Here is a 12375-nt window from a genome sequence, read left to right as displayed (position 1 = left end):
ATGGTGGTAGCGTTCGGGGTTTTCGAGGGGCGGCGTGCCGGAACGCGCCGCCATGACGAGGCAGACGGCAGCCGGACAAGCGGTCCGGCCGGAGGGAGAACGGGATGAAAGCAAACGTAGTGGGCCGGTTCGCAGCGCTCGCGCTGTGCGTGGGTGCATCGGCGGCGGCGGCGAAGGATACGCAGCTCAATGTCTATAACTGGTCGGACTACATTGCGAAGGACACGATCCCGAACTTCGAGAAGCAGGCGGGCATCAAGGTCCGCTACGACAATTACGACAGCGACGACACGCTGCAGGCGAAGCTGCTGACGGGCAGCTCGGGCTACGACATCGTCGTGCCGACCAGCAACTACGCGGGCAAGCAGATCGCCGCCGGCATCTTCACGCCGCTCGACAAGTCGAAGCTGCCGAACCTCAAGTACCTCGATCCGCAACTGATGGCGCTCGTCGCCGGTGCGGACCCGGGCAACAAGTACTCGGTGCCCTGGGCGTACGGCACGACCGGTCTCGCATACAACCTGACGAAGGCGCAGCAGGCGCTCGGCAAGGTCCCGCTCGACAACTGGGACATCCTGTTCAAGCCGGAAAACATCTCGAAGCTGAAGACCTGCGGCGTGTCGGTGCTCGACGCGCCGGACCAGATGTTCGCGGCGGCGCTGCACTACATCGGCAAGGATCCGATGAGCACGAACCCGGCCGACTACAAGGCCGCGATGGAGGTGCTGAAGAAGATCCGCCCGTACATCACGCAGTTCAACTCGTCGGGCTACATCAACGATCTGGTCGGCGGCGACATCTGCTTCGCATTCGGCTGGTCGGGCGACGTCGTGATCGCGAAGCATCGCGCGATCGAGGCGAAGAAGCCGTACAAGGTCGAGTACTACATTCCGAAGGGCGGCGCGCCGGTCTGGTTCGACGTGATGGCGATCCCGAAGGACGCGAAGAACAAGGACGCCGCGCTGCAGTGGATCAACTACATTGAGGATCCGAAGGTGCACGCGGCGATCACGAACGCCGTGTACTACCCGAGCGCGAACGCCGAGTCGCGCAAGTACGTGCGGCCCGACGTCGCGAACGATCCGGCCGTCTATCCGCCGGCCGACGTCGTGAAGACGCTGTTCCTGCTCAAGCCGCTGCCGCCTGAAATCCAGCGTCTGCAGACGCGTCTGTGGACCGAGCTGAAATCGGGCCGCTGAAGCGAGCCGGAGTCAGCCAGCAGTCATGAAGCCCCTGGTGTCCCCGGGGGCTTTGTTCGTCAAACGCAGGAGAGAAGCAGCACATCATGAATAGCCAGTCGGGTGCGCCGGTCGCGGGCGCACCGTCCTTCGTTCCTTCGTCCGGCGCCGATACGCGCGCCGAGAATTTTGTCCAGATCGTCGACGTCGTCAAGAAATTCGGCGACACCGAAGTGGTGCGCAACGTGAACCTGACGGTGCGCCAGGGTGAGCTGTTCGCGCTGCTCGGCAGCTCGGGTTCCGGCAAGTCGACGCTGCTGCGCATGCTGGCGGGCCTCGAGACGGTCACGTCGGGCAAGATCCTGATCGACGGCGAGGACCTCGCACAGATGCCGCCGTACAAGCGGCCCGTGAACATGATGTTCCAGTCGTATGCGCTGTTCCCGCACATGTCGGTCGAATCGAACGTCGCCTACGGCCTGAAGCAGGAAGGCACGCCGAAGGTGGAGCTGAAGGAGCGCGTCGCCGCGGCGCTCGAGCTCGTGCAGATGAGCAAGTACGCGAAGCGCAAGCCGCACCAGCTGTCGGGCGGCCAGCAGCAGCGCGTCGCGCTCGCGCGTTCGCTCGTCAAGCGCCCGAAGGTGCTGCTGCTCGACGAGCCGATGTCGGCGCTCGACAAGCAGATCCGCCAGCGCACGCAGATCGAGCTCGTCAACATCCTGAACAAGGTCGGCGTCACCTGCATCATGGTCACGCACGACCAGGAAGAGGCGATGACGATGGCGAACCGGCTCGCCGTGATGAGCGAAGGGCAGATCGTGCAGATCGGCTCGCCGAACGAAGTCTACGAATATCCGAACAGCCGCTTCTCGGCCGAGTTCATCGGCTCGACCAACCTGTTCGAAGGCGTCACCGTCGAGGACGAACCCGATTACGTGTACATCGAATCGCCGGAGCTGCCGAGCCGGCTGTACGTGAGCCACGGGATCACGGGCCCGCTCGGGATGCCGGTCACGGTGTCAGTGCGCCCCGAGCGGATCGCGCTCACGCGCAAGCCGCCCGAAGGCGCGTTCAACTGGGCGCACGGCAAGATCACCAACGTCGCGTACATGGGCGGCTACTCGCTGTATCACGTGAAGCTCGACGCGGGCAAGACGGTGATCGCGAACGTGTCGAGCCTCGCGATTTCCGAGCTCGACACGCCGGCGCTCGGCGACGAGATCTACGTGCGCTGGAGCGCGACGGCCGGCGTGGTGCTGACGTCATGAGCACGCTCAAGTCCCTGCTCGCATGGCCGGTGCGACGCTTCAACCTGACCGGTGGCTCGGCGGTCGTCGCGGGGCCGTACACGTGGCTCGTGCTGTTCTTCCTGGTGCCGTTCGTGCTGGTCGTGAAGATCAGCTTCGCGGAGCTGCAGCTCGGCATCCCGCCGTATACGGAACTCGCGTCGTACGCGGACGGCGTGGTGCACATCGCGCTGAACCTGTCGCACTACGCGTTCCTGCTCACCGACAGCCTGTATTTCGCGACCTACGTGAATTCGGTGGTGGTCGCGGCGATCACGACGCTGCTGTGCCTGCTGATCGGTTATCCGATGGCGTACTACATCGCGCGTTCGAACCCGGCGACCCGCAACCTGCTGATGATGGGTGTGATGCTGCCGTTCTGGACGTCGTTCCTGATCCGCGTGTACGCGTGGATCGGGATCCTGAAGAACAACGGGCTCCTGAACAACTTCCTGATGTGGATCGGCCTGACCCATACGCCGATCGAGTTGTACCGCACGAACTACGCGGTGTACATCGGGATGGTGTATTCGTACCTGCCGTTCCTCGTGATGCCGCTGTACGCGCATCTCGTGAAGATGGACCTGCGCCTGCTCGAAGCCGCGTACGATCTCGGTGCGAAGCCGTGGAAGGCGTTCGTGCAGATCACGCTGCCGCTGTCGAAGAACGGGATCATCGCGGGCTGCCTGCTGGTGTTCATTCCGGCGGTCGGTGAGTACGTGATTCCGGAACTGCTCGGCGGCGCGAACACGCTGATGATCGGCCGCGTGATGTGGAACGAGTTCTTCAACAACGCAGACTGGCCGATGGCGTCGGCCGTGACCTGCGCGATGGTGCTGCTGCTGCTCGTGCCGATGGCGATGTTCCAGCACTTCCAGGCGAAGGAGCAGGAGGGCCGCCGTCGATGAAGCCGAATCGTTACCTGCAGTTCGCGGCGCTGTTCGCCGGCTTCGCGTTCCTGTACATCCCGATCATCAGCCTGATCGTCTATTCGTTCAACGAGTCGAAGCTCGTCACCGTGTGGTCGGGCTTCTCGTTCCGCTGGTACTCGGCGCTCGCGGAGGACGACGAGCTGCTGACGGCCGCGTGGCTGTCGCTGAAGATCGGCGTGCTGACCGCGTTCGCGTCGGTGTTCATCGGCACGTGGGCCGGCTTCGTGCTCGCGCGGATGGGGCGCTTTCGCGGCTTTGCGCTGTTCAGCGGAATGATCAACGCGCCGCTGGTGATCCCCGAGGTGATCCAGGGGATCTCGCTGCTGCTGCTGTTCATCGAGCTCGCGAAGTGGATCGGCTGGCCCGCCGAGCGCGGCGTGTTCACGATCTGGCTGGGCCACGTGATGCTGTGCATCTCGTACGTCGCGATCATCGTGCAGTCGCGCGTGCGCGAGTTGAACCCGTCGCTCGAGGAAGCGGCGCTCGATCTCGGCGCGACGCCGCTGAAGGTGTTCTTCACGATCACGCTGCCGCTGATCTCGCAGGCGCTGATCGCGGGCTGGCTGCTGTCGTTCACGCTGTCGATCGACGACCTCGTGCTGTCGGCGTTCCTGTCGGGCCCCGGCTCGACGACGCTGCCGCTCGTCGTGTTCTCGCGCGTGCGCCTCGGCCTGAACCCGGAGATGAATGCGCTCGCGACGCTGTTCATCGTCGCGGTGACGGCGGGCGTCGTGATCGCGAACTTCGTGATGCTGCGCCAGGAACGCAAGCGGATGGCCGCGTTCGCCGCCTGACGCGCTCGCGCTCAGGTTGCCGACGCAACGAACCACGCCCGGTGCCGATGACGAGTCGGCCCGGGCGTTTTGTCTGGTGTGCGCGCCGCGTGCGGCTTATGCGCCGAACGCCGCCTTCGCGAGCAACCCGAGCGCCACGCACACGAGCACCGCAGCGAAGCCGGCCTGCACGTGCCGCGCGGACAGGTGCCGGGACGCGCTGCGGCCGATCGCCATTCCGATTGCCGTCGCGACCGTGAACCACAGCATCATGTCGAGCGGCGCGCGCGTGCCCGACACGAGCGTCGCGAACACGCCGCCGGTGCCGACCAGCGCGATCACCATCAGCGACGTCGCGACCACGCCGTGCATCGACACGTTCGTGAACTTGCGCAGCATCGGCACGATCACGAAACCGCCGCCGACACCGAGCAAGCCCGTCATCAGCCCCGTCACCGCGCCGGTCGACGCGAGCGCGAGCCCGACCGGCCACGACCAGACGAGCCGGCCCGTGTCGGGATTCACGCGGCCGACGCACAGCGGCGACGCGTCCGCGTCGCCGGGCGCATGACGCAGCGCCTGCCGCAGCAGGCGGCCCGCGACGACCAGCATCGTCAGCGCGAACAGCGCCAGCAGCACGCGTTGCGGCAGCACGTGCGCGAGCTTCACGCCGAGCGTCGTGAGCGGCACGCCGGCGACGGCCATCAGCAGCGCCGCGCGATAGCGCACGAGCCCGCGGCGAAACCCTTCGAGCGCGCCGAGCGCGGCGCTGCCCGCGACCGCGACGAGCGCGACGGGCGTGGCCTGCTGCATCGGCCAGCCCATCCCGACGACGAGCGCGGGCACCGCGAGAATGCCGCCGCCCGCACCGGTGAGGCCGAGCACGGCGCCGACGAGACTGCCGAGTACGAGGGAAATCAGCATGGTGTCATCGGATTCCGGTCAACGTGCGATCGCGGGCTTCGCGAGCCATTCGCGGCCCTTGAGCATCGCCTTCCAGTAGAGCGGCGGCAGCACGCGCTCCTTGAGCAGCCACGCGAGCCGCGACGGGCGCCGGCCGTCGATCAGCCACGCGGGGAAGGTCGGCGCGACCTTGCCGCCGTACAGGAATTCCGCGAGCACGATCTTGCCGCGCTCGACGGTGAGCGGGCACGAGCCGTAGCCGTCGTACGCGGCGTCGCCGCGCGCGCGGCCCAGCGACGCGAGCACGTTGTGCGCGACGACGGGCGCCTGCTTGCGGGCCGCGGCGGCGGTTTTCGCATTGGTCGTGTTGGTGACGTCGCCGAGCGCGAAGATGTCCGCGAACTGCTTGTGCCGCAGCGTCGCCGGATCGACGTCGATCCAGCCGGCCGCGTCGGCGAGCGGGCTCGCGCGCACGAAATCGGGCGCCTTCTGCGGCGGCACGACGTGGATCATGTCGAACGGGCGCTCGACGGTTTCCGTGCCGCCGTCGGGCAGCGCGCGCTTGAACGTCGCGCGCCGCGCCGGCCCGTCGATCGCGACGAGGTTGTGGCCGAACGACAGCGCGATGTCGTAGCGTTTCACGTACTCCATCAGCGCGGGCACGTAATCGGCGACCCCGAACAGCGCGCCGCCCGCGTTCAGGAACTCGACGTTCGCGGCACCGAGGCGGCCCGCGCGCCGCCAGTGATCGCACGACAGGTACATCGCCTTTTGCGGGGCGCCCGCGCACTTGATCGGCATCGGCGGCTGCGTGAACAGCGCATTGCCGCCGCGGAACGCCTGCACCAGTTCCCACGTGTACGGCGCGAGATCGTAGCGATAGTTCGACGTGACGCCGTTGCGGCCGAGCGTTTGAGCGAGGCCGTCGATCGCGTGCCAGTCGAGCTTGAGGCCCGGGCACACGACCAGCTTGAGGTAGCCGATGCGCCGGCAGCCGTCGAGCACCACCGTGTGCGTGTCGGGCTCGAAGCCGGCGACGGCGGCCCGGATCCATTTCACGCCGCGCGGCAGCAGGTCGACGATCGGGCGCGCGGTCGTGTCGGGCCGGAACACGCCCGCGCCGACCATCGTCCAGCCCGGCTGGTAGTAGTGCGTATCGGCCGGGTCGATCACCGCGATATCGAGCGATGCGTCGCGTGCCAGCAGGCTCGACGCGACCGCGACGCCGGCCGCACCCGCGCCGACGATCACGATGTCGTGCCGCGCGTCGACGGCCGGCGCGGCCTGGCGGCCGTCTTGCGCGAGATCTCGCGTGAGACGCGGTGCGAGCGCGCCGAGGTCGTAGCCGGCCGTGGCGGCGATCGCGACGATGTCGCCGGCCGGGCGACGGCCTGCCTGCGAGAGCGCCCACAGCGTCGCCGAACGCGTGCCGCTGCGGCAGTACGCGAGTACCGGGCCGGCGAGCGACGCGACGAGCGTGCCGAACTGCGCGGCCTGGTCGTCGGTGACCTTGCCGGTGTCGACGGGCAGGTAGTGCACGGCGATGCCGAGCGGCGCGGCGGCGGCGCGGATCTCGGCGACGGTCGGCTGGTCGGCGCCTTCGCCGTCGGGGCGGTTGCAGACGATCGTGCGGATGCCGGCCGCGTGCAGCGCGGGCAGGTCGGTCGCGGCGATCTGGGGCGAGACCGACAGCAGGTCGGTCAGCGGGCGGATGGTCATGTCGGGGGTTCTCCGGTCGGGGCGGCGGCTCAGATCGCGTCGAGCGGGATCTTCAGGTAGCGCACGCCATTGTTTTCGGGCTCGGGCAGGTGGCCGGCGCGCATGTTGACCTGCACCGACGGCAGCATCAGCACGGGCATGTCGAGCGTCGCGTCGCGCGCGGTGCGCATGGCGACGAAATCGTCCTCGGTCACGCCGTCCTTCACGTGCACGTTCGCGCGACGCTGCTCGGCCACCGTCGTCACGAACTGCACGTCGCGGCCGCCCGGCTGGTAGTCGTGGCACAGATACAGGCGCGTGTCGGGCGGCAGGGCGAGCACGCGCGCGATCGAACGGTACAGCGTGCGCGCGTCGCCGCCCGGGAAGTCGCAGCGGGCGGTGCCGTAGTCGGGCATGAACAGCGTGTCGCCGACGAACGCCGCGCGCTGCGTCGCGTCGTCGACGCAGTAGGTCAGGCACGCCGGCGTATGGCCCGGCGTGTGCAGCGCGCGGATCGTCAGCGCGCCGAGCGCGAGCGTGTCGCCGTCGTCGAGCAGGCGGTCGAACTGGCGGCCGTCCTGCGCGAAGCCGGGGCCGGCGTTGAACAGCGTGCCGAATACGTGTTGCACGCGGCGCACGTGGGCACCGATCGCGATCTGTCCGCCGACATGCGCCTTCAGGTACGGCGCGGCCGACAGATGGTCGGCATGCACGTGCGTTTCCAGCAGCCAGTGGACGGTCGCGCCGAGTTCGGCGACGCGCGCGATCAGCCGGTCGGCGCTGGCGGTGTGCGTGCGGCCGGATTTCGGATCGTAGTCGAGCACGCTGTCGATCAGCGCGCACGCACGGCTTTCGGTGTCGAGCAGCAGATAGCTGACGGTGTGGGTCGCCGGGTCGAAAAAGCCTTCGACCGACAGCTGGGGGGCATGGCTCACGGGATGTCCTCGATCGGGTTCTGCGTCTGCAATCGGACATCCCATGATCAAGAAGCATGCCAATTCGCGCCGCGCTGCCGGATGATGTGGCAGGTAATTGATTCGGCTCGGATTTTTGGCGTGGCCGCGGTGGGTCGCAGGCACCGGCGACGGGGCGCCGTCGACGTCGACTGCCATATCTGGCAGCGTCGTGGCAGAATTGGCAGTCCGCCTGGCAGTCCGCCTGGCAGTCCGCCTGGCAGTCCGTCCGCCCATCCGTCTCCGAGCCTCCCGATGAATCCGCACGACACCATTCCGATCGTTCCCGCGCCGTCGCGCGACGTCATGCCCGACGTGCGCGCGCTCGTCGCGTATCTGGAACAGGATCCGCAGCCGATGATCGTCGTCGATCCCGACTACCGCATCCTCGCCGCGAACGATGCGTACCGGCGCCAGTTCGGCGTGGCGGGCGTCGAGCACGTCGGCCGGCACTGCTTCCGGGTTTCGCATCATTACGACGTGCCGTGCGACCAGGCGGGCGAGCATTGCCCGATGAAGCAGGCGCGCGAGTCGCGCAGCCTGAACCGCGTGCTGCACATACACCATACGCCGCGCGGCCCCGAGCACGTCGACGTGGAGTTGCGGCCGATCTTCGATGCGCGCGGCGACGTGATCGCCTACGTCGAGCGGCTGACGACGGTGCGCAGCGCGTCGGCGCAGCCGAGTGCGGAAGGGCTCGTCGGCGGCGCAGACGCGTTCAATGCGGCGCTCGGCGCGCTGCAGCGCGTCGCGCCGTCGATGCTGCCCGTGCTGCTGCTCGGCGAATCGGGTACCGGCAAGGAACTGTTCGCGCGGGCGCTGCACGAGGCGAGCGAGCGTGCGATGGGGCCGTTCGTGGTGGTCGACTGTTCGGGCATCGCCGAGACCCTGTTCGAGAGCGAACTGTTCGGCTACGAGAAGGGCGCGTTTACGGGTGCGAACCAGCGCAAGCCGGGCCTCGTCGAGACCGCGCAGGGCGGCACGCTGTTTCTCGACGAGATCGGCGACGTGCCGCTGCCGATGCAGGTGAAGCTGCTGCGGCTGATCGAGTCGGGGACGTTCCGGCGCGTCGGCGGCGTCGAGGCGCTGCGCGCGGATTTCCGGCTCGTCGCGGCGACCCACAAGCCGCTGCGCGAGATGATCGACGACGGCCGGTTCCGCCAGGACCTGTACTACCGGATCAACGCGTTCCCGATTCCGCTGCCCGCGCTGCGCGAGCGGCGTGGCGACGTCGCGCTGCTGGCCGAGTCGATCCTGCGGCGCATCGCGAACGCGCGCGCCGGCGCGGGCGACGCGAGCGCGCGGCCGTTCGCGGCCCGGCCGTTCGTGCTGACCGAGCGCGCGCGCGCGTGCCTCGACGCGTATGCATGGCCGGGCAACATCCGCGAGCTGCGCAACGTGCTCGAGCGCGCGTGCCTGTTCGCGGACGACGGCACGATTCGCGTCGAGCATCTGCCGGCCGAGCTGGTCGCGGCGTCGGTGACGCCACCGGCGCGTGCGGCGGACGCGCGCGGTGTGTCGGACGCGGAACTCGTGCGGCTTGCGGGCACGTTCGACGGTACGCGCAAGCAACTGGCCGAGCACGTCGGGATGAGCGAGCGCACGCTGTACCGGCGGATGAAGGCGCTCGGGCTCGGGGTGCGCGACCGGTGAGCGGGCGCGTCGTGCCTGGCTGCCGCCGACCGGTGGCATCAAGCGGCAAGCTGATGGACGGCGGCGCGCCGCCTGTGCCGAATGCGGACCCGAACGCCCGGCCCGTGTTCCCACGCGACATGACGAAGCGCGGGCGCGCGATCGGCCTGCACGACGATCGCCGTTTGCCCGGCCGGTCGGGCGAGCTGGCAGTCGGCTGTCATGATTGACGATAAAAAATGACTGTTCTGCACAAAATAATTATCGTTTTACGATAATCATCTGGCTTACAATCGATGCGTGTTCACACCGTATCGAGGAGGTCGCATGCATTCCGATCGCATTGCCCGTATCAGTCAGCGCATGGCTACCGTCACGCTGTGGTTCATCGTCGGCATGCTGGTGCTCAACGCCGCGTGCTGGGCGTTCCCGTCGTTGAGCGCGGCCACCGGGCCCGGCCTCGTATTCGGCCTCACCGATTCGGTGGTCACGAACCTGGGCGTCGATGTCGGTGCGTTCCCGTGGTGGCAGAAGGCTGTCGGCATCCTGCTGTCGAGCGTCCCGCTCGTTGCGCTCGCGGGCGGCCTGCGCCACTTGCGCGAGCTGTTCCGGACCTACGCTCGGCGTGACTATTTCTCGGCGCAGGCGGCCGGCCATCTCGGCAAGACGGGGCGCGCGATCGGTCTGTGGGTGCTGTTGAGCCTGCTGTGCGAACCGCTGCTGAGCGTGTGGGCGACGTTTCGCGAGCCGGTCGGCCATCGCGTCGTCAGCATCGGCTTCAGCCTGCCGTACGTCGTCGCGCTGTTCACGGCGGCCTGTATCGCGGTGATCGCGCACATCCTGCGGCAGGCGAGCGAGCTCGATGCCGAACACCGGCAGTTCGTCTGAGGCGCGCGATGTCGATCGTGGTCAAACTCGATGTGATGCTCGCGACCCGCAAGGTCCGCTCGAAGGATCTCGCGGCGGCCGTCGGGATCACCGAACCGAACCTGTCGCTGCTCAAGCAAGGCAAGGTCAAGGGCATCCGCTTCGCGACGCTGGAGGCGATCTGCCGGTATCTCGACTGTCAGCCGGGCGACCTGCTCGCGTTCAGCGATGACGGCGGCGGCGAGCCGGATTGACGTGCCGCAACCGCCGGTCGTCGATGCGGCGCGGCGGCGTCGGCCGGGCATCGTGGCAGTTGCAGGCGTGATCGCCGTGTTGCTGCATGGGATCGGTTGGTATGCGCTGCAGCGGATGCCGGCGGCGCGCGGGCTGGTTGCGGCCCGGGTCGATGCGTCGTCGGGCCGGATTGCATTGAGCGTCCGGTTGATTCCCGTGACGCCCGAACCTGCGCCCGCAACCGAGGTCGACCGGCGCACCGGTCCGACAGCAGCCATGCGAGGGACGCGCGAACCGAAAAGCCGTTCCGGCGCAGCGGCGACGCCGCGCCGGGCGACACGTTCGCTTGCGGCCGCGCCCGCACAGGCAACGACCGGCGGCGCGCCGGATTCGGCTGAAAGCAGCCCGGTGCGTGCGCCGACCCCCGAGGTCGACTGGGGGCGTGATCTGGCGACGATCGGCACGCGTCGTGCGACGGGGCGTAGCCCTGCGGCAGCCACGGTCGGTGCGCTGGGCGCAGCGGCCGGCCTCCCGGCCGCGCGTCGCCATTCGGTCGACGAGACGCTGGCAAGCGGGGTGGCGGACGCACGGCGCGCCGACTGCCGACGCGCCTACTCGGGTGCCGGCTTGCTCGCACTCCCGATGCTCGCGCTGGATGCGGTTCGCGATACGGGCTGCAAGTGGTAAGGAAGCACGCGGCTCGGCGCTGCCGGTGAGACGTGATCGCGCGGCGTTTTCGACGCGCGGCCGGAGACGAGCCGGTTCGCCTGACGACGTGTCCGGGCGGCGCGCAACGGCCACGCACCGCCCGGGCTGCCGGGGCGTTGGACCCTCAACGCGCCGGCGCAAGCTGCGCCATCGCCTCGCGCATGAAGCCGAGCAGCGTGTCGTCGACCCATGAGTCCTTCGTCAGCGCCGGCTCGGTCATCATCGCGTTGCGGAATTTCGCGTGCGTGGCCGGGTCGTTGCCCGCGTAGCTGCGGAACAGGTCGAGCCAGCGTTGCGCGAGCGCGCGGCCTTCCGGTGAATCGGGCTGCGCGCCCGCATCGATCGCGTCGCGCACGTCGCCCATCAGTTGCGGCCATTCCATCGAGCGTTCACCGAAGTGCGCCCGCATGAAGCGGATCTCGTCCGGCGCGAGATACTTCTCGAAGATCCGCATCTTCGTTTCCGCGGACGCGCGCAGCACATAGTCGCGCAGCACGGTCGAGATGCCGAGTTTCGACTGCATCGACGGTTCGCGCTCGTGCATCAGGTTGAGCTTCGCCAGCAGCCGCGGATCGTTGTTCGTGTCGCGCACGAGCAGCGCCATCCAGCGGCCGGCAAGCGCGCGAGCGCGCTCGTCCTCCGGCGGCACGCCCGCGTCGTGCAGCGCACGCACGTCGGCGACGAGCGCTGTCCATTCCGCGTCGCCGGCCTGGCTCTTGCGATACATCGGCAGGCGCGCGAGTTCTTCCTCGGAAAAGTATTTGTCGTACACGGTCATCAACTCCAGTGTGGTGAGCCAGTCGGCCAGCTCCGGCTCCGTGCCCGCGGCGAGCTGCGCGTGCAGGTGCACGAGCCGCTCGCGCAGCTGCGCGGTCTGCGCGAGCTGGTGGTCGAGCGACGCGATCTGCCTCGCGACGAGTGCGACGAGCGGGGTGCCGGGCCGGTTCAGGTAGTCGCCGATTTCGGCGAGCGACAGTCCGAAGCGACGCAGGGCCTGGATCTGGTGGAGCCGGGCGATGTCGTCGCGGTCGTACAGCCGGTAGCCGTTGTCGGCACGCGCCGAAGGCGTCAGGAGGCCGATCGCGTGATAGTGATGAAGCGTGCGGACGGTCAGGCCGCTGCGTTTCGCCAGTTCTCCCACTTTCAGCCGCATGGTGTCCTCCGTTCGGTGCGCACACTGGAGTCTCGAACGTTACGCTACGTGAGGGTCA

The 12375-nt window shown here is 68.3% G+C and carries 12 protein-coding genes; 8 read left to right on the top strand and 4 right to left on the bottom strand.

Annotated features, from left to right (window positions below; all coding sequences use genetic code 11):
* Positions 1 to 104 precede the first annotated feature (104 nt).
* The 4 genes from DIE02_RS13405 (at position 105) to DIE02_RS13390 (ending at position 4190) form a co-directional block, all read left to right on the top strand.
* Complete coding sequence (locus tag DIE02_RS13405; RefSeq protein ID WP_124485422.1) at positions 105 to 1199, top strand: polyamine ABC transporter substrate-binding protein; 1095 nt, start codon at positions 105 to 107, stop codon at positions 1197 to 1199.
* 86 nt (positions 1200 to 1285) lie between these two features.
* Positions 1286 to 2446 carry an ABC transporter ATP-binding protein gene (locus tag DIE02_RS13400; RefSeq protein WP_124485423.1) on the top strand — a complete coding sequence of 387 codons (1161 nt, stop codon included), beginning with the start codon at positions 1286 to 1288 and terminating at the stop codon, positions 2444 to 2446.
* Positions 2443 to 3372 carry an ABC transporter permease subunit gene (locus tag DIE02_RS13395; RefSeq protein ID WP_044848264.1) on the top strand — a complete coding sequence of 310 codons (930 nt, stop codon included), beginning with the start codon at positions 2443 to 2445 and terminating at the stop codon, positions 3370 to 3372. Before DIE02_RS13400 ends, DIE02_RS13395 begins: the two co-directional genes overlap by 4 nt.
* Positions 3369 to 4190 (top strand): ABC transporter permease subunit, encoded by an 822-nt coding sequence (locus DIE02_RS13390; RefSeq protein ID WP_124485424.1) that lies wholly within the window; start codon positions 3369 to 3371, stop codon positions 4188 to 4190. The genes DIE02_RS13395 and DIE02_RS13390 overlap by 4 nt, the downstream gene beginning before the upstream one ends.
* A gap of 96 nt (positions 4191 to 4286) precedes the next feature.
* Here the strand turns inward: DIE02_RS13390 and DIE02_RS13385 are convergent, their stop codons facing one another.
* Genes DIE02_RS13385 through DIE02_RS13375 form a run of 3 tightly spaced genes read right to left on the bottom strand, consistent with a single transcriptional unit; the run spans position 4287 to position 7705 of the window.
* The gene (locus tag DIE02_RS13385) at positions 4287 to 5093 is read right to left on the bottom strand and encodes a sulfite exporter TauE/SafE family protein (protein WP_124485425.1); all 807 of its coding nucleotides are present in this window, start codon (positions 5091 to 5093) and stop codon (positions 4287 to 4289) included.
* A gap of 18 nt (positions 5094 to 5111) precedes the next feature.
* Positions 5112 to 6791, bottom strand: coding sequence for a bifunctional protein tyrosine phosphatase family protein/NAD(P)/FAD-dependent oxidoreductase (locus DIE02_RS13380; RefSeq protein WP_124485426.1), 1680 nt, complete (start codon positions 6789 to 6791; stop codon positions 5112 to 5114).
* Positions 6792 to 6820: 29 nt separating this feature from the next.
* Positions 6821 to 7705 (bottom strand): MBL fold metallo-hydrolase, encoded by an 885-nt coding sequence (locus DIE02_RS13375; protein ID WP_124485427.1) that lies wholly within the window; start codon positions 7703 to 7705, stop codon positions 6821 to 6823.
* Positions 7706 to 7978: 273 nt separating this feature from the next.
* On the opposite strand from DIE02_RS13375, the gene DIE02_RS13370 reads away from it, so the two are divergent.
* From DIE02_RS13370 to DIE02_RS13355, 4 genes are all read left to right on the top strand, one after another.
* Complete coding sequence (locus DIE02_RS13370; protein WP_124485428.1) at positions 7979 to 9376, top strand: sigma-54-dependent Fis family transcriptional regulator; 1398 nt, start codon at positions 7979 to 7981, stop codon at positions 9374 to 9376.
* Between the two features lie 306 nt (positions 9377 to 9682).
* The gene (locus DIE02_RS13365; RefSeq protein WP_124485429.1) at positions 9683 to 10243 is read left to right on the top strand and encodes a DUF2975 domain-containing protein; all 561 of its coding nucleotides are present in this window, start codon (positions 9683 to 9685) and stop codon (positions 10241 to 10243) included.
* 8 nt (positions 10244 to 10251) lie between these two features.
* Entirely contained in the window at positions 10252 to 10476 is a 225-nt protein-coding gene (locus DIE02_RS13360; protein WP_124485430.1) for a helix-turn-helix transcriptional regulator, read from the top strand.
* On the top strand, positions 10451 to 11143 hold the full coding sequence (locus DIE02_RS13355) for a hypothetical protein (RefSeq protein WP_124485431.1): 693 nt from the start codon (positions 10451 to 10453) through the stop codon (positions 11141 to 11143). Before DIE02_RS13360 ends, DIE02_RS13355 begins: the two co-directional genes overlap by 26 nt.
* Positions 11144 to 11288: 145 nt before the next feature.
* Here DIE02_RS13355 and DIE02_RS13350 read toward each other — a convergent pair whose 3' ends face one another.
* Positions 11289 to 12317 (bottom strand): MerR family transcriptional regulator, encoded by a 1029-nt coding sequence (locus DIE02_RS13350; RefSeq protein ID WP_124485432.1) that lies wholly within the window; start codon positions 12315 to 12317, stop codon positions 11289 to 11291.
* Positions 12318 to 12375 lie beyond the last annotated feature (58 nt).

This window comes from Burkholderia sp. Bp8991, assembly GCF_003853795.1.
Lineage (GTDB): Bacteria > Pseudomonadota > Gammaproteobacteria > Burkholderiales > Burkholderiaceae > Burkholderia.
This window is presented reverse-complemented; position numbering and strand designations above follow the sequence as displayed.

Bases quoted from the DNA above. Each gene is read 5' to 3' on its own strand.
- DIE02_RS13405 (WP_124485422.1), top strand. From the start codon at position 105: ATGAAAGCAAACGTAGTGGGCCGGTTCGCAGCGCTCGCGCTGTGCGTG.
- DIE02_RS13385 (WP_124485425.1), bottom strand. From the start codon at position 5,093: ATGCTGATTTCCCTCGTACTCGGCAGTCTCGTCGGCGCCGTGCTCGGC.
- DIE02_RS13350 (WP_124485432.1), bottom strand. From the start codon at position 12,317: ATGCGGCTGAAAGTGGGAGAACTGGCGAAACGCAGCGGCCTGACCGTC.
- DIE02_RS13380 (WP_124485426.1), bottom strand. From the start codon at position 6,791: ATGACCATCCGCCCGCTGACCGACCTGCTGTCGGTCTCGCCCCAGATC.
- DIE02_RS13395 (WP_044848264.1), top strand. From the start codon at position 2,443: ATGAGCACGCTCAAGTCCCTGCTCGCATGGCCGGTGCGACGCTTCAAC.
- DIE02_RS13370 (WP_124485428.1), top strand. From the start codon at position 7,979: ATGAATCCGCACGACACCATTCCGATCGTTCCCGCGCCGTCGCGCGAC.
- DIE02_RS13355 (WP_124485431.1), top strand. From the start codon at position 10,451: ATGACGGCGGCGGCGAGCCGGATTGACGTGCCGCAACCGCCGGTCGTC.
- DIE02_RS13365 (WP_124485429.1), top strand. From the start codon at position 9,683: ATGCATTCCGATCGCATTGCCCGTATCAGTCAGCGCATGGCTACCGTC.
- DIE02_RS13360 (WP_124485430.1), top strand. From the start codon at position 10,252: ATGTCGATCGTGGTCAAACTCGATGTGATGCTCGCGACCCGCAAGGTC.
- DIE02_RS13400 (WP_124485423.1), top strand. From the start codon at position 1,286: ATGAATAGCCAGTCGGGTGCGCCGGTCGCGGGCGCACCGTCCTTCGTT.
- DIE02_RS13390 (WP_124485424.1), top strand. From the start codon at position 3,369: ATGAAGCCGAATCGTTACCTGCAGTTCGCGGCGCTGTTCGCCGGCTTC.